This is a genomic window from Amycolatopsis sp. NPDC114484, from assembly GCF_055633755.1.
In genome coordinates this window covers 38,730-57,304 of record NZ_JBVKDQ010000007.1, presented here as the reverse complement: position 1 = coordinate 57,304, position 18,575 = coordinate 38,730, and the positions used below count along the sequence as shown (strand labels likewise).

Sequence of the window (18,575 nt, the reverse complement as noted above, 5' to 3'; positions counted from 1 at the left end):
CTGTCAAGGCGTCTCGGGTCAGTTGAACGAAATCACCGCGGCAGCGTGCTCGCTGAACGAAGCGTTGGCCACTCCGACACCGCACGCCGCGGTGGAACAGTCCACTGAACCGTACGGAGTTCCGTCGAGCTTCACGCCTTGGAAGGTCTTGGCAACCACCAAGCCGCCGGACACACCGCCGTTCGCGTCAGTAGTCGCTTGCTGCGCCGTGGCCTGCGCGCAAACAAGGTCGCTGCCGATCTGCGCGCACTCGCCGACCTGCACCCCCTCGCCGGCAGTGAAGCCGGAAGCGGTGTACGAGACGGTATCCCCGCTGTTGAGCCCGGTGGACGGCGTCACCGTGACAGCAGGCGGACCCGCGAGGGGCGCCGCCGAGGCGGCCGACTGCCCTAGCGCGGCCAACCCGAGCGAAAAAGCGAAGGCCGAGACGCCGAGCGCGATCCGACGACCAGTTCGATTCATTTCGACTCCATTTCAATGACAAGCTCACCAGAATTGAAAACATATTTTCCGCCACTGCGGCGAATCTCATAATAGCCAGGAATAAAAAGTGCGTCCAGCCGACCATCTCAAACAGCTTATTGGCAGGGCTTCAAATCATCGGAAATAGAATCCCGATAGGGGTACTAGTACTATTGACGATTACTGTCGCTCGACAAACTGGCCGAAACAGAAAAGTGGGCGTGCACGCTGCGCGCGCACGCCCACTCGACAGCAGCTCACCAGGTCATCGGGCCGCCTCGCTCGCACCCTCGACAGCCAGCCGGTCCGCGACCTTCTGCCATATCCCGGCGCAACCCTCCGCCAAGCCGAGCACCGCGTCCTTGCAATGGTCGGGCACGTTGGCGATGATCCGCTCCCACTCCTGCTCGGTGACGGCATTGGCGTCGAGCAAACGCAGCAGCGTCCGGCCCACTCCGCTCAACCGCAGCGACGGGTCCCCTCGCAAATCCCGAAGGATCAGCGCCCGCTCCTCGGCGAAGATCCGGTCGGCCGGCCGGTCCTCGTCCACCGGCCGGCCGGTGCGACCGGCGTGACCGCCGGCCCGGCGCAACCGCTGCGGGACCGGGTCCTCGCCACGTCGAATCCTGGCCTGGACGTCGCGGACCGTTCCCGGCGAAATACCCGCGGCACGGGCGATGTCGCGCAGTGAAGCCTCCGGATTCTCCGAGATGAGGCGACCTGCCAACTCCCTGCCGCCCGCGCTGTTGACCGGCCGCACCCGGCCGTCCCGGCCAATCCTGCTGTGCAACTGGGCATCGTGCTCGGTTGCACGCTGCCGGACGCTGCCGACGGTGTGCGGCGAAAGCCCCGCGGCGGCGGCGATCACCCGATCCGACCAGTTCGGGTACAAGGCAATGATACGAGCGGCCGCCGCCGTGCGATCGGCCAGCGAAAGCGGCAGGCCGTGGCTCACGTTCTCGCACACCCCGAGAACGTAAGCGGCGGTGTCGTCTCCGTCGAAAAAACGAACATCTATTTCTTCGGCGCCGCGCAGGACCTGCGCTCGCAACCGATGCATGCCGTCGATGACCCTCATCGTCCCCCGCTGCACGATGATCGGCGGCAATTGGGCTCCCGATTCGGCTAGCGCTCGGATATGCTCTTCGTTCTCGCCTTTAAGTCTCGGCGAATCAGCGGAAAGCAATTTCGATATCGGAACGCGAATCGGCGCGCGGCTGCGAACTTCGTCGGATGCCGAGAGCACCGACCTACGTTCTTCGCCGACCAGAATAGTCCCATGAATAATATCTGAAGCCTCGATAACAGTCCCCCCGTGTATCAACCCTCGAATGACGAGCACAACGCACAAGCCGGACTATTGCGCCACGCTCTGCCTCCGATTCCCCCAAATGATCACACCTCCCAGGTCCGAACGGCCCAACAAGGCGCGCGGAGTCATTTCTTCGGCACGGAAATCCATATGTGACATGGTGATCCCCGCGAGCCGACCGGTCAAGCAGGTCGGAAGCGCGGAGTCAAGCCCGCACACCTGACGCGGATGCGGACGTTTCGGCACCGGCGAAGACCGGGCAGAACGGCGTGGCGGGTTCGGCCGGCGTCGCGGACCGCCAGGTGCCGGATGCCCGCTGTAGTAGGGTGATCAAGTCACCCAGCTCGACAACGACGGAGTCAATGATGCGAGCTGTGCTCGGCGAGGATTTGACACTGCTGCGAGACGGGCTGATCCGGTTGCTCGAAGCGCACGGGTGCACGGTGGTCGCCGCCGTCGACAACGGTCCCGAACTCGAGCGGGCACTGATCGAGCACCGGCCGGACGTCGCCGTCGTCGACGTGCGGATGCCGCCGACGATGACCGAGGACGGGCTGCAGGCCGCGATCGCCGCGAGGCGGGTGCATCCCGGGCTGCCGGTGCTGGTCTTGTCCCAGTACGTCGAACCGCTGCACGCACGGGAGTTGTTGTCCGACCGGCAAGGCGCGGTCGGCTACCTGCTCAAGGAGCGGGTTTCCGACATCGGCCAGTTCATCGACGCGGTACGCCGGGTCGCGGCGGGCGGCACCGCGATGGATCCCGAGGTCATCACCGAATTGCTCGCCCACCGCTCGCGCGGGCGCACCCTCGACGTGCTCACCCCGCGCGAACTGGAGGTGCTGGCGTTGATGGCCGAAGGCCGCTCGAACAGCGCCATCGCCACCCGGCTCTTTGTCACGGAAAAGGCAATCGCCAAGCACACCAACAATATCTTCGGAAAACTCTGCCTGCAGGTCACCGAAGACGATAATCGCAGAGTGCTCGCTGTGCTGACCTACCTGAACAGCTGACCAGACAGACATCAGCCGTCCATCTGCGCCGCCAGCGAAGCCGGCCGCAGATCGGTCCAGTTCTGTTCCACGTAGTCGAGGCACGCTTGCCGCGACGACGGCCCGTGGACGGTCGCCCAGCCCTCCGGCACATCCGCGAACTCCGGCCACAAGCTGTGCTGATTCTCCTCGTTCACTAGCACCAGGTATGTCCCGTTGTCATCTTCGAACGGATTGCTCACGCCGCTTCCTCCGGAAGTATCATCGGCCAGGAAATCGGCGGAAGCCGGAATCCTGACGCCGGTTCGCAAACTGCCGACAGGTGAGTCGACACTCGGACGATACCAGCAGGCAAGCAAGCAAACGACCCGCCGGAGCGCAGCTCTCAACACGGTCTGATACGCGCATTGTTCCCCATTTCCCATCGAGGCGGCGCCAGTTCGGAATCAGCGTTTCCTCCAATCGCCCAAGGACGATTCACGCAGTTTCTGACCGGGCCCGCTGCACAGACAGGAGATGCGGGCCGGTTCGACACGAACAAGGCCGATCGTCCAGTGCCCGGGAAAGAGAACTACCCCGGTGCGGACCTCTCCCGGCGACCCCGCGCAGCGGCCATCTCCGGGACCGGACCGCCGGTGATCGCGAATTGCCGAACCGGGCTCCCGGACGACCTCACCCGTCGACGAATTCGCGATCGCCAGCGTCGCGCTGCCGAGGGCGACGCTCATCGCGATGATGCCCGCGCCGCTGTCGGACCGGGCGATCTTCACGTTGCCGATCGTCACGTCCCGTATCACCGCCGCCCGTTTCGAGTTGGATCCGTCGCAGGTCGAATCGTGGATTCCCTGTCCCGCGGCGTGATTCCCGGGATGTCCTTGCCCTGGGCTAAGAACGTGATCGCGCCGAACTTCTGCTGCTCGCGCCAGAACGCCCCGAGGCAGCGGGTCGCGGTCGGTCGTCAGCATGGTGCCCGGGTAGTTCATCGTGTCGGAGACGGCGAGGAGGTCGAGCACCGCCGTTCGGCTTCTGCCCGGCGGCGCGCCTGCCACCACCCGCGAAATGGCAGGTGTACCCGGCGGAATTGCAGGCGACAGAGTGGGTGGCGATGCTCGGCCTCCACCACGCCGGGCTGCGACCGCGTGCGGAATTCACTGGGATCCGACCTGGCTGTCGCTCGACGATGGCGTGCTGGCTTCCGCCGCGAACCGGGGTTCACGTTCGTCCTCAACTACTCCGGTGCCCCGATCCCGCTGCCGCCGCGTTCGGAGGTCCTGCTGGCCAGCGACCCGGTGACCGCCGAACTGCCGACCGGCACGGCGGCCTCGCCGCCGTGCCGGTCCCGCGGAAAACCGATCACCCGGCACTTCAGGCGGCCGTTCTTCCCGTTGCTCCGCTGAGCGGGACCTCCTTGACATCGTCCCACCACATCCCGACGATGATTCATCAGATGTATCGGCCGATTGACCGCCTAGTTTCCCTCGATGATCGAGAAATTCCCCACCAGGCATCGGACCACTGGACTTCACCGTGGAGGTTCCATGACGACCTATCCTCGTCGGCACGCGCTCGGCATGGCACTCGGCGGCGCGGTGCTGCTCGGGACGGCGGGCACCGCGGCGGCCGCGAGCGGGCCAGCGCAGCCGGTGGTCACGGACGGCGCCGGCACCCCGGTCGTGCCGCCGCCTCCGCCGGTGCCCGTTGGCCTCGACGCGTGGTTCGACAACGACGGCATCGACTCCGCGAGCGCGCACGACGGGAACTTCGACGGCTCCGGGTACACCTTCCCGGCAGAGCAAATCCCGGCCGGCAGCACGGTCACCGCGGGCGGGGTTCCCTATCTGCTCGGCTCGGCCGCCGCCGGGGCGAAGAACAACGTCATCGCGCTCGGCCAGCGCATCGACCTGCCGAAAGGCCGGTACTACGGTGCGGCGTTCCTCGTCGCGTGCAGCTACGGCAGCACCGGAGGCGACGCGACCGTCCACTACGCCGACGGCAGCATCAGCACCGCCGCCCTGTCCGGTTCCGACTGGTGGGGCTCCGGCGGTGCCGTCAGCTCGACCTTCCGCTACGGCCCGGGTGGTGTCACCGACCAGAACCCGGTGTCGATCGGCACCGCGCAGGTGTGGATCGACCCGGCGCGCGAAGCGGTCGCCTTGACGCTGCCCAAGACCGCCCAACCCGCCGCGAATGTGCCGAGCCTGCACGTGTTCGCGCTGACGCTGCAGCCGGTCGCGCAAGGCCGTTCGGCCACCGTCCTCGACGCCCGGGCGACCGCGAATCTGCTGCAGGACGGCGGTCCTCAGGCTGTCGAGGCGACCATCGTCAACACCGGCACAGTCTGGCTCGAAACGCGCGACCGGATCACCGTCACGCTCGACGTCCCGGGCGGCCGGGTCCGCACCCCCGCGCCAATCCCCCGCCTCGCCCCGGGCGAACAGACCACGGTGCGGCTCGGCCTCACCCCCGACCGCGGCCTGCCCGCCGGGACCCCCGCGACCGGCCGGATCCGCGTGCTCGCCGACCGTTCGACGATCGCCACCCGGTCGCTGCCGGTGCCGCTCGGCATCCCGGACTTCCGGCCGACCGACGCGTCGCTGTCCGCGCACCGCGCGCCGTATTGGTTCTCCGACGCCAAATTCGGCATCTTCATCCACTGGGGCGTGTACTCGGTGCCCGCGTGGGCTCCGGTCGGACAGCAGTACGCCGAGTGGTACTGGAACAACCAGCAAGATCCCAACGGCCCGACCTACGCCTACCACGCCAAGACCTACGGCGAATCGTTCGTCTACGACGACTTCATCCCGAAGTTCACCGCCGCGCGGTTCGATCCGCGTTCGTGGGCGCACCTGATCGAGGACGCGGGCGCGCAGTACTACGTGCTCACGTCCAAGCACCACGACGGTTTCGCCTTGTGGGACACCAAAGTCAGCGGCCGCAACGCGAAGAAGCTCGGCCCGCGCCGCGACCTCGTCGCCGACCTGTTCGCCGCTTCGCGCAAGTACACGCCGAACCTGCGCAACGGTCTGTACTTCTCGCTGCCCGAATGGTTCAACCCGGACAACCCGTGGATGGGCCATCCGCCGCGCAATCCCTATACCGGCGCGCCGGTGCCTTACACCGGTTACACCGCCGGACGCGATTTCGTGAAGGACCTTCAGGCGCCGCAGGTGCTGGAGCTGATCTCCGGCTTCGACCCGGACGTGCTCTGGTTCGACATCGGCGGCGTCAACGACAGCCGCGACGTGCTCACGGAGTACTTCAACCGGGCCAAGAACCGGCGTCGCCCCAAGGACGTCACGTACAACGACCGCGGCGGCATCCCGGACCACGACTTCACCACGCCCGAGTACACGACGTACCCGAACACGGTTGTCGCGAAATGGGAATCGAGCCGGGGCCTCGACCCGTACTCCTACGGCTACAACCGCGCGACGCCGGACGACAAGTACATGACGACCGGCGACGTGGTGCACACGCTGGTCGACGTGGTGTCGAAGAACGGCAACTTCCTGCTGGACATCGGCCCCGACTTCGACGGCACCATCCCCGCCGTGATGCAGCAGCGGCTGCGCGAGACGGGGGCTTGGCTGCGCACCAACGGGGAAGCGATCTACGGCACGACTTACTGGTCGCGCATGGCCCAGCTCGGCGATCTGCGGTTCACCGTGCAGCCCGGTTCGGCGTTCTACGTCATGTCACTCGTCGCACCCAGCGCGCAGCTCGTGGTCGACGCCCCGGTCCCGATCCGCCGCGGCGACCGCGTGAGCATGCTCGGCTACGGAGGCCCGCTGCACTGGAGTCAGAGCGACGGCCGCCTGGTGATCGACGTTCCGGCGGCGGCGCGGGCGGCGGGGAAGCACGCGTGGGTGTTCAAAGTGGACTGGCGCTGACACTCTCCGGGGCGGTCCGCGCAGGGCCGCCCCGGCAACCGCTCTCCACATCCCGCGCGCGAGCCGCCACATCGGCGTCCGAACAGAAACCACGCCCGCTGCGCTTCAAACACAGCAACCCCAGCAACCGCCCGCACCCGTCCACCACAGCCAACCGACGACGAGACATCCCCAGCCACGTCGCGTACAAATCAGCGCCAGGGCCGACCACCCGCCCAGCCAACTGACCGGCCCGATACGCCGGAAACGCTTCCGGCAGCCCCTCAAGATCCGGCCGCTCCACGACGCTCAGCAACGTCTCCCCGGCGACAACCAGCGCGGCATGCACATGATCGTCGGCGAAGAGCGCGCGCACCTCACCGACGGTCGCCGACGCGTCGAGCACCTTCGGCGCCAGGAGCATCGCCTCGCCGACCGTCGCCGCGCCGCGGAAATCCGGTGACGTCACCGCGGGTTGTTCCACTCCGCGTCGGACCGGTCCTCCGCCGCCGTGCGTTCGCGCGCCAGTTCCAGCGCCCGCCGCGCGGTGGCCTCGTCCGGGTACGAGCCGAGCCGGTCGACGCCGCGCGCTTGGCGGCCTCGCTCGACCTCGTTCGTGCGCGTGTTGAAGTACCACTCGTCGGACATCGTCAGCTCCCCGGAGAATCGATCGAGCGGGCCGAACCGACCCGCAGCGCCTGCATCGCGGTCACCAGTTCGGCCAGGTCCCGCGGATCGGTCAGCGACCGGCCGGTGAGTTCCCGGATCCGGCGCAACCGGTACCGCACGGTGTTGGCGTGGCAGTGCAGCACCTGCCCCGCGCGTTCGGCCGAACCGCCGTGCGCGAAGTACGCGTCCAGCGTCTCCAGCAGCACGTCGCGTTCCTCCGCGGGCAGCTCCAGCACCGCCCCGAAGACCTGCTCCCCCAGCCTGCGCCCCTCGTCCGGGTCGTAGGCGACGAACGCCGCCAGCGGGCTCGGATCGAACGCGCGGACCTCGCCTCGCTCCGGCGGGATGCCGGACAGCGCGGTCCGCGCCAGGTGGACCGCGCGCGGGGTCTCGGTCAGCGAACGGAACAGCGGGCTGACGCCGGTGCGGGCCAGCGCCAGGTCGCGCAGCAGGGCGAGCATCGCGTCGTACTGCTCCTCGCGCAGCGAAACCACGCCGGCCTGCAGCGTCGGCGAGAGATGCCACGCCGACACGATCCCGAGCTGCCCGAGCCGCCGTTCGACGCCGACCAGGCTCTCCTCGGCCAGCCCGCGCGTTTCGGCGGCGACCACGGTCAGCTTCCCGTCCAGCGACAGGCCGAGCAGCCGTCCGGCCTCCCACGGCCCGGAGTCGGACCCGCGCTGGCCGGTCAGCAGCGCCTCGGCCAGCGCCGAGCGCCGCCGCTGCTGCGCGACCAGCAGTTCCGCGCTCGCCGCCCGGTACGCCTCGGTCACGCGGACCGCGTGCTCGTCGGTGACCTGCCACAGCAGGCTCGCGACTTCGATCAGCACGTCGGTGCTTCCCTTTTCGCGGGCACGGCTCACCAGCAGGTCCCACAGCATCGCGCAGGCGATCCGGTACACCTGCAGCACCTCGGGCAGCGGGGCGCCCTGGTGCGCCCGGCGGCGGCCGGTCTCCTTCGGCGCGCGCTGGTCCGGGGTCTCGCCGCCGCCCAGCGCGTCGACCATGAACCGGAGGTTCACCGCGATCGAGCGGTGCAGGTCGGCGCGCGGGACGATCTTCTCGTCCCGGTACATCCCGATCCGCTCGCAGGTCGCCGTGCAGACGTCGTCGATCAGCCGGGGCAGCCGAACGCCTGCCCAGTCGACGAGTTCGGTCAGGGCGGCGGTCCGCACAGCGTTTTCCTCCCGGTCGGCCACGTCCGGATGCTACCCGCGTCCCGCCGCGGCCGCGCACGCGGATTTCCCTCCCCCGAAACCGGGCTCCGATTTCCCGCGCATTTTGTGCGCGGTCACAGAAATGTTTGTCGACGCCCACAATGCGGCCGTTCGCATTCCCCGCCCGGATGCCCGGAGAGGCCCGCCGTGCTTGAATCAGAAGGGAAGCACAGTTCCGGGCGAGAGGGTGACGGTGGACGAGCAGCGCGAGGACCAGCCGGAGTTCAAGCCATACCACCATCCGGCCGCGGGCTGGGGCGCGGCGAAAAGCGTGACGCAGTTCCTCGTCCGGGAACGGGAGCTGGTCGACGGCCCGCGCGCGATCGTGAAAATGAACCACGAGAACGGCGGGTTCGACTGCCCGGGCTGCGCCTGGCCGGACGACACCAAGGGCCTGCATCTCGACATTTGCGAAAACGGGATCAAGCACGTCGCCTGGGAGATGACGCGGAAACGCGTCGGCGCGGAATTCTTCGCCGCGCACACCGTGTCCGAACTGGACGGCTGGAGCGACACCGCGCTGGAGGCGCAGGGCAGGCTCACCGAGCCGCTGCGCTACGACGAGAAGACCGACCGGTATGTCCCCATCTCGTGGGACAAGGCGTTCGAACTGGTCGGCGCCACGCTGCGCGGCCTCGATTCCCCCGACCAGGCGGCGTTCTACACGTCCGGGCGCCTCGGCAACGAGGCGACGTTCCTGTACCAGCTCATGGCCCGGGAGTTCGGCACGAACAACCTGCCGGACTGCTCGAACATGTGCCACGAGGCGAGCGGCCGCGCGCTGCAGGCCGCCCTCGGCACCGGCAAGGGCACCGCGGACATCCACGACTGGGAAGCCGCCGACGCGCTGTTCATCATGGGCGTCAACGCGGCGTCGAACGCGCCCCGGATGCTCACCGCGCTGGCCGAGGCGCACCGGCGCGGCGCGCAGATCGTGCACATCAACCCGCTGGTCGAGGCCGGGGCCACGCGCACGATCATCCCGCACGACTTCGTCCGGATGGCGACCTTCCAGGCGACGCCGACCTCCACGCTCAACCTGCAGCCGCGCATCGGCGGCGACCTCGCGTTCCTCCGGGGGATGGCGAAAGCCCTTCTCGAGATGGCAGAAACCGATCCTGATGCGATCAATTCGGAGTTCCTCGAGACCTACACCACCGGCGTCGAGAAGTACCGCGTCGTCTGCGAAACCACGTCGTGGGCGGATTTGGAGCGGCAGTCCGGGCTGTCCGAGGCCGAAATCCGGGCGGCGGCGAAGATCTACCGCGAGGCCGACCGGTCGATCATCAGCTGGTGCCTCGGCGTGACCCAGCACGAACACGGCGTCGACACCGTCCGCGAGATCGTGAACCTCTTGCTGCTGCGCGGAAACATCGGCCGCCCCGGAACCGGACCCTCCCCCGTGCGCGGGCACAGCAACGTCCAGGGCAACCGCACCTGCGGCATCGACCACCGCCCCGCCCCGGAATTCCTCGACAAGCTCGCCGAGATCTGCGGCATCGACCCGCCACGCCACCACGGCCTCGACACCGTCGGCGCCATCGAGGCCATGCACCGCCGCGACGTGCGCGTATTCATCGGCATGGGCGGCAACTTCGCCCTCGCCGCCCCCGACACCCCCTACACCGCCGCCGCACTGCGCAACTGCGACCTGACCGTGCAGGTCAGCACCAAACTCAACCGCAGCCACCTCGAACACGGCGCCCAAGCCCTCATCCTGCCCTGCCTCGGCCGCACCGAAAAAGACCTCCAGACCACCGGACTCCAATCGACCTCCGTCGAAGACGCCATGAGCATGGTCCACCTCTCCACCGGCATGAAAAAACCCGCCTCGCCGCACCTGCTCTCCGAACCCGCGATCATCGCCGGCATGGCCAGCGCCACACTGCCCGACAGCCCCACCCCCTGGACCGACTACACCGGCGACTACGACCGGATCCGCGACACCATGGCACAAGTCCTCGACGGCTTCGACGACTTCAACACCCGAGTCCGCCAACCACTCGGCTTCCGCCTCCACCAAGCCGCCCGCGAACGCGTCTTCCACACCCCCACCGAACGCGCCGAATTCTCCACCGCCCACCTGCCCGACATCGTCCCCGCCGCCGGAACACTCGCACTGGGCACCATGCGCTCCCACGACCAATGGAACACCACGATCTACTCCGACAACGACCGCTACCGCGGCATCAAAAACCTCCGCACCCTCATCTTCATGAACACCGACGACATGCACGACCGAGGCCTGAACGAATTCGACGAAGTCGACATCACCGCCACCGCGAAGGACGGCACGAAGCGTTCGGTGCGGCGCTACCGTGCGATCCCGTACGACATCCCGCGCGGCTGCGCGGCCGGGTACATGCCGGAAATGAACGTGCTCTGCGCCATCGGCGACTACAGCACGCAAAGCGACCAGCCGATCATGAAGCACCTGAAGGTCACGGTCGAACGCTCCGCGTGAGACCGGCGGTCCGGCACGGGGCGCGGACGAGCACCGCCGCCCCGATGCCGGCCGCGACCCCCACCAGCGTGTCCGCCACCCGCGCCGTCAGCAGCGTCTCCGGCGCGGCGGGCGCGGCCAGCTCCGTCATCACCAGGATCAGCGGGGTGAAGAACCCCAGCGCGATTCCGTAATGGCGGGACATGAACAGCTCCGTCGGGAACAGCAGCACGATCACCGCCAGCGCCAGCGGCGCCGCCCCGAATCCCGGCAGCAGCAGCAAAGCCGTGACGACCAGTCCGGCCAGCGTCCCGAGGACCCGGTGCGCGCTGCGGTCCAGCACGCTGCGCAGTCCCGGATGCAACCGGCTGCGCGGATCGGCCGCCGCCAGCGGAACCGCCGCCGAGGCCATCGCCCAGTTCGCGTGATCCACCCCGAGCAGCAGCCCGACCGCACCCGCGGCGGCGATCGCCAGCGCGTACCGGGCGGCGTGCACGATCGCGCACGCCGCACCGCAACCCGGCGCGCACCCCGACGTCCCCGGAACGGCCGGACGTTCCGGGCCAGTCAGTCCGATAAGGACACAACCGGCGATTGTGCCCGCGCACAGGGCGATCCCCGCCCACGGTTCGACCCTCCCGGCGGGCACCAGCGCGATCGCGCCGAGCGCGAAGATCCCGAAGAACGGCCCGCGCGGGCTCAGCTCCAGCCGGTTCGTCACCAGCGCACAGCCGAACGAGAACGTGGCCTCAGTGACCACCAGCAGCCACGGCGGCGCGTGGCACGCCGACAGCAGGACCCCCAGCGAGACGCCGCTCAGCAGCACCGCGCCCGCCTGGACCTGGTGGCGGAACCGGAGCGCGCGCGTCTCGGCGCGGCCGTACATCCCGGCGAACGAACCGAACGCGGCGAAAATGATCAGATCCGGGCGGCCCGCCGCGAGCAGCGCCAGCCCCGGGATCAGCAGCCCGGCCGCGACCCGGCCGGCGTGCCACCATTCGCCGCCGTCGAACGAGCGCGCGGCCGCGGCCGAGGTCGCCACCGGCACCCTGTCCTCCGCTTGGTTGTTCTGACGTCGACCACCGGGATCCGCCGGTCGTCCCACGATACCCGCGCGAGAAGCGGCCACAGCCCGGATTGTGGCGTGCCACAACGAAGTCTGCGACCGGTGCCAATCAGCCGAGCTGTCCGAGCCGCCTCCGGTCTCCGTCCAGATCTGGAGTGCGGAAATGGCGGTATTGCTCGCCGAAACGCAATTTCAGGAAAACGTGTTCCCCTGCGATGCGGCCGGTCGCCTCGGGCACCCGGTCAGCGCGGCGTGCGCGGCCTGGAACAACCCGAGAACGGTGCCGTGTCCGAAGGGATCGTCCGCACCCTGCTGCCGCGCCGGATGTCACTCTTGGCGGGAAACGTGGTACTCACTGCCGCTGGCGCGACGGTCCTCGCCGATTCCGGCGCACACTCTCCCCACGAAAGGAACAAGAGACCACCAGCAGCCTCGGGAGCCTCCAGTGAGACGCACCAGAATCGCTCTCTTCGCCCTGCTCGTCCTCTGCGCCGCGAGCCTCAGCCCCGCCGCCGCGTCGGCGAGCCCGGGACGGGACGCTTTCGCCCTCTCCAGCACCGCCTTCGCCGACGGCGGGATGATCCCCAAGGTCCACGACTGCGCCAGCAGCGGCGACGGCGACCCCGAAAAGAAGGACGAGTCGCCGCCGCTGGCCTGGTCCGGAGCCCCGGAGCAGGCCAAGAGCTACGCGATCGTCATGCACGACCTCGACAACGGCATCATCCACTGGGTCATCTACGACATCCCGGCCGCCACCGCCGAGCTGCCGCAGAACGTCGACCACGCCTACCAGCCGACGGTCCCTGCCGGGTCACGGCAGGCCTACTACCGCGGCAGCGCGAACTTCTTCGGATACCAGGGGCCGTGCACGACGAACCACACGTACGAGTGGGCCGTCCACGCGCTGAACAAGGAGTCGCTCACCGAACTCGACTCCAACTCCTCCACCCAGGCCGCGGAGACCGCCATCGACGCGGCCACCATCGCGACCGCCGCGCTGCGCGGCAACTCGTAGCCGGACCGGGGCGCGGTTTCAGCAGGTGAGCACCTGACGAACCGCGCCCCTGCGAGCGGTCGGCGGAATGCACCCGCGCAACCGGGAGAACTGCCCGGCAGCATTGCTACTCGGGCACCATCGCGACAGCTCTCCTCGGCGAGGCTCAGCCGGGCCGGGGCGCGGTTTCAGAAAACAATCACCTGACGAACCGCGCCCCCGTCCCGCAGCCGGGCGAATCCCGCGTTGATCTCCTCCAGCGCGATGGAATGCGTCAGCAACGCCTCCACCGGCAGCAACCCCGCCTGGTACAACGCGACGAACCGCGGCACGTCCCGCCGGGGCACGCACGAGCCCAGGTAGCTTCCCCGCAGGGTTTTCTCCTCCGCCACCAGGCTTTGCGCGGGCAAGGTCAGCCCGGCGGACGGATCCGGCAGGCCCACGGTGACCGTCGTCCCGCCCGGCCGGGTCGCCTCGTACGCCTGGCTCAGCGCGGCGACCACGCCCGTGGTGTCGACGGCGTAATCCGCACCGCCGCCCGTCAGCTCGCGGATCTCCGCGACGTCACCGGTCAGCACGTGCGTCGCACCCAGCGAGCGCGCCAGCTCCCGCTTGCCGGGGACCGGGTCGATCGCGAGCAGAGTGCTGGCGCCTGCGGCCTTGGCGGCGAGCAACGCGGACAGCCCGACCCCGCCGAGGCCGAACACCGCCACGCTGTCCCCAGGACGCACATCCGCCGCGTTGAACACCGCGCCCGCGCCCGTCAGCACCGCGCAGCCGAACAACGCCGCGATCTCGAACGGCAGCGTCTTGTCGATCCGCACCGCCGACCGGTCGGACACGACCACGTGCGAGGCGAACGCCGAAACCCCGAGATGGTGCAACGGATTCCCGACCGGTGACGACCACCGGACGTCCCCGCCGAGCAGCGTCCCCTCGCGGTTGGCCGCAGCAGCCGGGCCGCACAGCGCGGGGCGGCCTGCCGTGCACGGGGCGCAGTCGCCGCAGGAGGGCACGAACGTCAGGACTACGTGCTCGCCGGGCTGGAAGTCGCTGCCCGGACCGGCCTCGACGACCTCGCCGGCAGCCTCGTGGCCGAGCACCATCGGCACCGGACGGGGCCGTGACCCGTCGATCACCGAGAGGTCCGAGTGGCACAGCCCGGCCGCGCGCACGCGCACCAGCAGCTCGCCGGGTCCCGGCGGGGCCAGCGTCAGCGTCTCGATCTCCAGCGGTTTCCCGACCTCGCGCAGGACCGCGCCGCGAACCTCCATCACGCGCCGACCGGGACGCAGCGGGTGACCAGCCGCTCGGACAGCAGCGGCACGACCTCGCCGAGCACGATCCGCGTGAAGTGCTCCGACGCGCAGTGCGCGGTGAAGTCCGCTTCGCTGTCGTACTCCTCGACGAGCACCACGACCCCGTCCTCGATTCCACTGTGGACGGTGTACCGCCGGCAGCCGGGCTCGCGCCGCGAGGCCTCCGCCATCGGGCCGAGCAGTTCGAGGACCCGCTCCCGCTCCGCGGTCACATACCGGGCCACCACTACGAAACTCATTCTTCTCCTGTACGCAGCCGGGACCGGGTCAGCGACCACAGCCCCGGATCGGAGGACGCGGCAGCCGCCGCGCCCATCGCCAGCGAATGCGCCACCCCGTCCCGGTCGGTGACGAAACCGGCCGCGACGAACGGCGACATGACTTCCCGCGCCGCCGCCGACATCCACGGGATGATCGGGGCGGGCATCAGCTCCACCAGGTCCGGCCCGCTGCGCTTGACCGCCTCCAGGCTCCGGTTGAGGTTCGACCGGTCGGTGACGAACACCTTGTGCATGGTCAGCATCGACAGCGCCCGCGCCCGTTCGATCGGCGCGACCCGGGTGCTGACCACCCCGGCCGCCCCGATCTCCTGGAGGAAGTCCACGCCCGCGCGGTCGGTGGCGAGGCCGGGGCACGAATCGATGTTGACGAACACGAGCTTGTCCCGCCCGGCCAGCGCCGCCACGATCTTCGGCAGCTGCCCGACCGGGACCGACGCCAGGATCCCGACGCGGGAGTCCGCGGCCACGAAATCCGGCACCTTCGCGACGCCGACCACCGACGCGCACACCGGGACGTCCTCGAACGCCGCCGTGATCTTCTCGTTCATGCCGTCCACCGTTTCATGCCTTCCGCGACTGCTCCCGTCCCCGCCGCCTCGAAGGTCCGTGAGGGGAACCCTGAGGGAATCTGATTCCCTCAGGGTTCCCCTCACGGCCGTCAACCCGGCCCGCCGTCCGCTCGGCGGTCAGCGAGCCGGGTCCAGCGGGTTCGGGCCCAGCTCGGTGGGAAGGCCGAGCTTGCCGGGGTTCAGCAACCCGGCGGGGTCCAAAGCACGCTTCACCTCGACGAACGTCCCGAACCCGCTGCCGAGCGCGTCCGCCAGATACGGCCCGCGCAGCAGCCCCGACCCGTGGTGGTGGCTCAACGCCGCCCCGTGCCGTACCAGCACCGCGTTCGCCGCGTCCCAGGCCGACCGGTACCAGTGCCGCCGCTTCTCCGGCTCCACGTCCCCGCGCAGCGAGAAGTACAGGCACGCGCCGTCGGTATAGGCGTGCGACTGGTGCGCCGACGCCGCCAACGTCCCCGGCACCGCCTGGATCGCGGCCACCACCTCGTCGTAGATCGCCGGGAGCGCGGACCACGCACCGGCCATCTCCAGGGTGTCGGCGACGAAACCCGGCCCCGGCGTGAACCCGTCGGCGGACTTGCCGACCAGCATCCGCTCGTCCAGCCAGCGTTCGAACACCGGCTGACCGTCCAATTCGGACCCGGTCGCGGCGCATTCCTCGGCGCTCACCTCGAGCATCGCGTCGACCAGCACCGGGTCGCCCTCGTCGGCGATGAGCAGCAGGTTGGTGTCCGGCTTCCCGAAGTGCGTGCCGCTTTCGTGCTTGTCGTACAGCCGCATCGCGGCCGGGGTCGCGCCGCGCTGCATGATCCGGCGGCAGGCGTCGAGCCCGGCGGCGAAGGTCTCGAAGCCGTACGCGATGGCCTTCGAGTACGTCGGCAGCGGGTGCGTGCGCAGCCGGACCGCGGTGATCACGCCGAGCGTGCCTTCCGAGCCGACGAACAGCTGCCGCAGGTCCGGGCCGGTCGCGGCGCGCGGGTAGTCGCCGAAGCGGGCCAGCGTGCCGTCGGCGAGGACGACGTCGAGTCCGACGACCATGTCCTCGATTTTCCCGTACCGGGTGGACAGCTGGCCCGCGCCGCGGCAGGCCACCCAGCCGCCGACCGTCGAGATCGCGAACGCGGACGGCCAGTGCCCGGTGGTCGCGCCGTGGGTCTCCTGCAGTTCCTTCTCGAACAGGTCGCCGAACATGCCCGCCTGCACCTCGACGATCTGCGATTCGGCGTCGAAGGACACGATCTTGTCGAGCCGGCACACATCCAGCACCACCCCGCCGTACACGGGCAGCGCGGCGCCGGTGACGTTGCTGCGGCCCGCCGACACGGTCAGCGGCACCCGGTGCTCGCCGCACAGCCGGACCGCGGCCTGGATCTGCTCGACGGTGCTCACCTCGGCGATCACCGCGTCCGGGGTCGCCGGGGCGCCCGCGGTCTCGCCGATCATCGAGCCAGCCCACCAGTCGCGGGTGCGCAGCACGACCTCGTCGCGTTCGGTGTGCACCGCGTCCGCCAGCTCGCGCAGCGCCTCGGTCAGCGCGGCGGGCACGGCCACGGCCGCCGTCTGCAGCGACGCGTCGCCCTCGCCCGGCTCGGTGCGTCCGCCCCAGCGCGGCGGCGTCGGCGCGCCGACCACGTAGTTGCCCCGGTTGAACGGGTGCGTGATGGTCTGACGGCTGATCATGCGTTGGCTCCCAACAGGTTGTCTCCGAACAGGATCGACTTCTCCCGGGCGACGTCCGCCCGGTACTGCTTCACTTGCGCCGCCACGGTTTCCACGCTCAGGCCGAGTTCCGCGCCGAGCAGCTCGCCGACGAGCGGAGCGGCCTCGACCGACGCGTCCCGCGCGAACAGCCGCAGCCGGGTCCGCCGCGACAGCACGTCGTCCACCGAGCGCGCCATTTCCGAACGCGCCGCGAACACGACCTCGGCCTTCAGGAACGGCTGCCCCTCGATGAGCGGCTCCCCCAGCGCCGGGTTCTCGTCGGCCAGCGCGCTCACGAACCGCGCCTCGGTGCCGTACCGGCCGCCGAGGTGCGCGGCGACGCCGCCGGTCGCGGCCGTCGCCTCCGCGTCGTATCCGGCGCCGCCGATGAGCGGCAGGTTCTTGGTGCGGCACTTGGCTTTCCGGCCCAGCAGCCCGAGCGCCTTGTCCACGACCAGCTCGCCCATGTGCCTGCTCGTGGTGAGCTTGCCGCCGGTCACCGTGACCATGCCCGCGGACACCGTGATGTGGTGGTCGCGGCGCATGTCCAGCGTCGCGCCCTCCTTGCCGCCGACCAGCGGGCGCAGGCCCGCGTAGCTGCCCAGCACGTCGCTGGCGTCCAGCTTGGTGTCGAAGGCGATCTGGGCTCCTTCGAGCAGGAAGTCCATTTCCTCGCGGGTGCAGTGCACGTCGTCGGTCGAGCCGGTGTAGTCGGTGTCGGTGGTGCCGACCACGACGACGTCGCCCCAGCGGGTGCAGGTGGCCCGCCGCGCGCGGCCCGGGATCGGCACGGTGACCGTGCAGTCGTTGCGGATCTTCGACCACGGCAGCACGATGTGCACGCCCTTGGCCGGGCGGACCTGCGGCTGGTGACCGTGGTCGGCCATGCCCTCCACCCGGTCGGCCCACACGCCGGTCGCGTTGACCACGACGCGCGCGCGGACGTCGATCTGCTCGCCGTCGGCCTCGACCGTCGCGCCGGTGACCCGACCGCCGGCGGTGCGCAGCCCCGTCACCTCGGCGCCGTTGACGACCACCGCGCCGAGCCGGGCGGCACTGCGCACGATCGCCAGTGTCAGCCGTGCGTCATCAGCGCGGCTGTCGTAATACATCAGGCCGCCCTTGAGGTTCTCCGCGCGGAGCGTCGGGGCGTGCGAGAGCACCTCGTCGACGGTGAGCCGCTGGTGCAGCTTCCCGATCCGCCAGCCGCCCGCGAGGTCGTATGTCCACAACAGACTCTCGAAAGCCTTGGCGATGCGGGCGTCGAACACCCCGTCCTTGGCCAGGATCGGGAACAGGAAAGGCAGCCGCTGCACCAGATGCGGGGCGTTGCGGCGAAACCGCTGCCGCTCCAGCAGCGAATGCCGGACCAGGTCGAGGTTGCCCTGCTCGATGTAGCGCAGCCCGCCGTGCACCATCTTGGACGATTTGGACGAGGTTCCGGACGCGAAGTCGTCGCGCTCCACCAGCGCCACTTTCAGGCCGCGGGCGGCGGCGTCCAGCGCGGTGTAGGCGCCGGTAACGCCGCCGCCGATCACCAGCACGTCGAACGTGCCGGTTTCGAGATCGGTCAGTGCCGTGCGGCGCTCCAGCCGCAACGGCGCGGACAGGGTCGCCCTCGCGGCGACGGCGTTCGGCCGTCGGGACGGCAGTGTGAACATGAGCTTGTCTCTCCACTCCGAAG

At 69.5% G+C, this 18,575-nt stretch carries 18 protein-coding genes; 6 read left to right on the top strand and 12 right to left on the bottom strand.

Translation table 11 applies throughout. The features are described 5' to 3' along the window. Positions 1-18: 18 nt before the first annotated feature. Entirely contained in the window at positions 19-462 is a 444-nt protein-coding gene (locus ACZ7SW_RS19045) for an enediyne antibiotic chromoprotein (RefSeq protein ID WP_470231727.1), read from the bottom strand. A 265-nt stretch (positions 463-727) separates the two neighbouring features. Beyond that, the gene (locus ACZ7SW_RS19040) at positions 728-1,804 is read right to left on the bottom strand and encodes a ParB/RepB/Spo0J family partition protein (protein ID WP_470231726.1); all 1,077 of its coding nucleotides are present in this window, start codon (positions 1,802-1,804) and stop codon (positions 728-730) included. 335 nt (positions 1,805-2,139) lie between these two features. Here ACZ7SW_RS19040 and ACZ7SW_RS19035 point away from each other — a divergent pair, with 335 nt between their 5' ends. Further along, positions 2,140-2,784: a response regulator transcription factor gene (locus ACZ7SW_RS19035; protein ID WP_470231725.1), complete on the top strand. Its 645-nt coding sequence runs from the start codon at positions 2,140-2,142 to the stop codon at positions 2,782-2,784. 11 nt (positions 2,785-2,795) lie between these two features. On the opposite strand, the gene ACZ7SW_RS19030 is transcribed toward ACZ7SW_RS19035, so the two are convergent. After that, the gene (locus ACZ7SW_RS19030; RefSeq protein WP_470231724.1) at positions 2,796-3,005 is read right to left on the bottom strand and encodes an MbtH family protein; all 210 of its coding nucleotides are present in this window, start codon (positions 3,003-3,005) and stop codon (positions 2,796-2,798) included. Between the two features lie 490 nt (positions 3,006-3,495). Here ACZ7SW_RS19030 and ACZ7SW_RS19025 point away from each other — a divergent pair, with 490 nt between their 5' ends. The 3 genes from ACZ7SW_RS19025 to ACZ7SW_RS19015 all read left to right on the top strand — a co-directional run bounded on the left by ACZ7SW_RS19025 (position 3,496) and on the right by ACZ7SW_RS19015 (position 6,653). Beyond that, the gene (locus ACZ7SW_RS19025; protein WP_470231723.1) at positions 3,496-3,624 is read left to right on the top strand and encodes a hypothetical protein; all 129 of its coding nucleotides are present in this window, start codon (positions 3,496-3,498) and stop codon (positions 3,622-3,624) included. Between the two features lie 278 nt (positions 3,625-3,902). Further along, on the top strand, positions 3,903-4,160 hold the full coding sequence (locus ACZ7SW_RS19020) for a hypothetical protein (protein WP_470231722.1): 258 nt from the start codon (positions 3,903-3,905) through the stop codon (positions 4,158-4,160). A 141-nt stretch (positions 4,161-4,301) separates the two neighbouring features. After that, positions 4,302-6,653, top strand: a complete 2,352-nt coding sequence (locus tag ACZ7SW_RS19015) for an alpha-L-fucosidase (RefSeq protein ID WP_470231721.1) — start codon at positions 4,302-4,304, stop codon at positions 6,651-6,653. Here the strand turns inward: ACZ7SW_RS19015 and ACZ7SW_RS19010 are convergent. From ACZ7SW_RS19010 to ACZ7SW_RS19000, 3 genes are read right to left on the bottom strand one after another with little or no spacing between them, the layout of a single operon-like run. Further along, entirely contained in the window at positions 6,634-7,101 is a 468-nt protein-coding gene (locus ACZ7SW_RS19010; RefSeq protein WP_470231720.1) for a CBS domain-containing protein, read from the bottom strand. The two genes, ACZ7SW_RS19015 and ACZ7SW_RS19010, sit on opposite strands and share 20 nt — an antisense overlap. After that, entirely contained in the window at positions 7,098-7,280 is a 183-nt protein-coding gene (locus ACZ7SW_RS19005) for a hypothetical protein (RefSeq protein ID WP_470231719.1), read from the bottom strand. Before ACZ7SW_RS19005 ends, ACZ7SW_RS19010 begins: the two co-directional genes overlap by 4 nt. 2 nt (positions 7,281-7,282) lie before the next feature. Continuing rightward, positions 7,283-8,500, bottom strand: coding sequence for a PucR family transcriptional regulator (locus ACZ7SW_RS19000; protein WP_470231718.1), 1,218 nt, complete (start codon positions 8,498-8,500; stop codon positions 7,283-7,285). A 205-nt stretch (positions 8,501-8,705) separates the two neighbouring features. Between ACZ7SW_RS19000 and ACZ7SW_RS18995 the strand changes: the two genes are divergently transcribed. Next, positions 8,706-10,982 carry an FdhF/YdeP family oxidoreductase gene (locus tag ACZ7SW_RS18995; protein ID WP_470231717.1) on the top strand — a complete coding sequence of 759 codons (2,277 nt, stop codon included), beginning with the start codon at positions 8,706-8,708 and terminating at the stop codon, positions 10,980-10,982. Here the strand turns inward: ACZ7SW_RS18995 and ACZ7SW_RS18990 are convergent. After that, complete coding sequence (locus ACZ7SW_RS18990; protein ID WP_470231716.1) at positions 10,960-12,009, bottom strand: FUSC family protein; 1,050 nt, start codon at positions 12,007-12,009, stop codon at positions 10,960-10,962. The two genes, ACZ7SW_RS18995 and ACZ7SW_RS18990, sit on opposite strands and share 23 nt — an antisense overlap. A 463-nt stretch (positions 12,010-12,472) precedes the next feature. On the opposite strand from ACZ7SW_RS18990, the gene ACZ7SW_RS18985 reads away from it, so the two are divergent. Beyond that, a complete protein-coding gene (locus ACZ7SW_RS18985) occupies positions 12,473-13,042 on the top strand; it encodes a YbhB/YbcL family Raf kinase inhibitor-like protein (RefSeq protein ID WP_470231715.1) in 570 nt (189 codons plus the stop codon). A gap of 167 nt (positions 13,043-13,209) precedes the next feature. On the opposite strand, the gene ACZ7SW_RS18980 is transcribed toward ACZ7SW_RS18985, so the two are convergent. The 5 genes from ACZ7SW_RS18980 to ACZ7SW_RS18960 all read right to left on the bottom strand — a co-directional run bounded on the left by ACZ7SW_RS18980 (position 13,210) and on the right by ACZ7SW_RS18960 (position 18,552). Then, entirely contained in the window at positions 13,210-14,295 is a 1,086-nt protein-coding gene (locus tag ACZ7SW_RS18980) for a zinc-binding dehydrogenase (RefSeq protein WP_470231992.1), read from the bottom strand. After that, on the bottom strand, positions 14,295-14,579 hold the full coding sequence (locus tag ACZ7SW_RS18975) for a putative quinol monooxygenase (RefSeq protein WP_470231714.1): 285 nt from the start codon (positions 14,577-14,579) through the stop codon (positions 14,295-14,297). Before ACZ7SW_RS18975 ends, ACZ7SW_RS18980 begins: the two co-directional genes overlap by 1 nt. Then, positions 14,576-15,169, bottom strand: a complete 594-nt coding sequence (locus ACZ7SW_RS18970; protein WP_452080926.1) for a glycerol-3-phosphate responsive antiterminator — start codon at positions 15,167-15,169, stop codon at positions 14,576-14,578. Before ACZ7SW_RS18970 ends, ACZ7SW_RS18975 begins: the two co-directional genes overlap by 4 nt. A gap of 138 nt (positions 15,170-15,307) precedes the next feature. Beyond that, the gene (locus ACZ7SW_RS18965) at positions 15,308-16,870 is read right to left on the bottom strand and encodes an FAD-binding oxidoreductase (protein WP_470231713.1); all 1,563 of its coding nucleotides are present in this window, start codon (positions 16,868-16,870) and stop codon (positions 15,308-15,310) included. Further along, on the bottom strand, positions 16,867-18,552 hold the full coding sequence (locus tag ACZ7SW_RS18960; protein ID WP_470231712.1) for a glycerol-3-phosphate dehydrogenase/oxidase: 1,686 nt from the start codon (positions 18,550-18,552) through the stop codon (positions 16,867-16,869). Before ACZ7SW_RS18960 ends, ACZ7SW_RS18965 begins: the two co-directional genes overlap by 4 nt. Between the last annotated feature and the right edge of the window lie 23 nt (positions 18,553-18,575).

Excerpts from the sequence above, each read along its gene's own strand:
- ACZ7SW_RS18960 (WP_470231712.1), bottom strand. The coding sequence starts at position 18,552 with ATGTTCACACTGCCGTCCCGACGGCCGAACGCCGTCGCCGCGAGGGCG.
- ACZ7SW_RS18970 (WP_452080926.1), bottom strand. The coding sequence starts at position 15,169 with ATGAACGAGAAGATCACGGCGGCGTTCGAGGACGTCCCGGTGTGCGCG.
- ACZ7SW_RS19045 (WP_470231727.1), bottom strand. The coding sequence starts at position 462 with ATGAATCGAACTGGTCGTCGGATCGCGCTCGGCGTCTCGGCCTTCGCT.
- ACZ7SW_RS19035 (WP_470231725.1), top strand. The coding sequence starts at position 2,140 with ATGCGAGCTGTGCTCGGCGAGGATTTGACACTGCTGCGAGACGGGCTG.
- ACZ7SW_RS19025 (WP_470231723.1), top strand. The coding sequence starts at position 3,496 with ATGATGCCCGCGCCGCTGTCGGACCGGGCGATCTTCACGTTGCCGATC.
- ACZ7SW_RS18965 (WP_470231713.1), bottom strand. The coding sequence starts at position 16,870 with ATGATCAGCCGTCAGACCATCACGCACCCGTTCAACCGGGGCAACTAC.
- ACZ7SW_RS19015 (WP_470231721.1), top strand. The coding sequence starts at position 4,302 with ATGACGACCTATCCTCGTCGGCACGCGCTCGGCATGGCACTCGGCGGC.
- ACZ7SW_RS18975 (WP_470231714.1), bottom strand. The coding sequence starts at position 14,579 with ATGAGTTTCGTAGTGGTGGCCCGGTATGTGACCGCGGAGCGGGAGCGG.
- ACZ7SW_RS19005 (WP_470231719.1), bottom strand. The coding sequence starts at position 7,280 with ATGTCCGACGAGTGGTACTTCAACACGCGCACGAACGAGGTCGAGCGA.
- ACZ7SW_RS18980 (WP_470231992.1), bottom strand. The coding sequence starts at position 14,295 with ATGGAGGTTCGCGGCGCGGTCCTGCGCGAGGTCGGGAAACCGCTGGAG.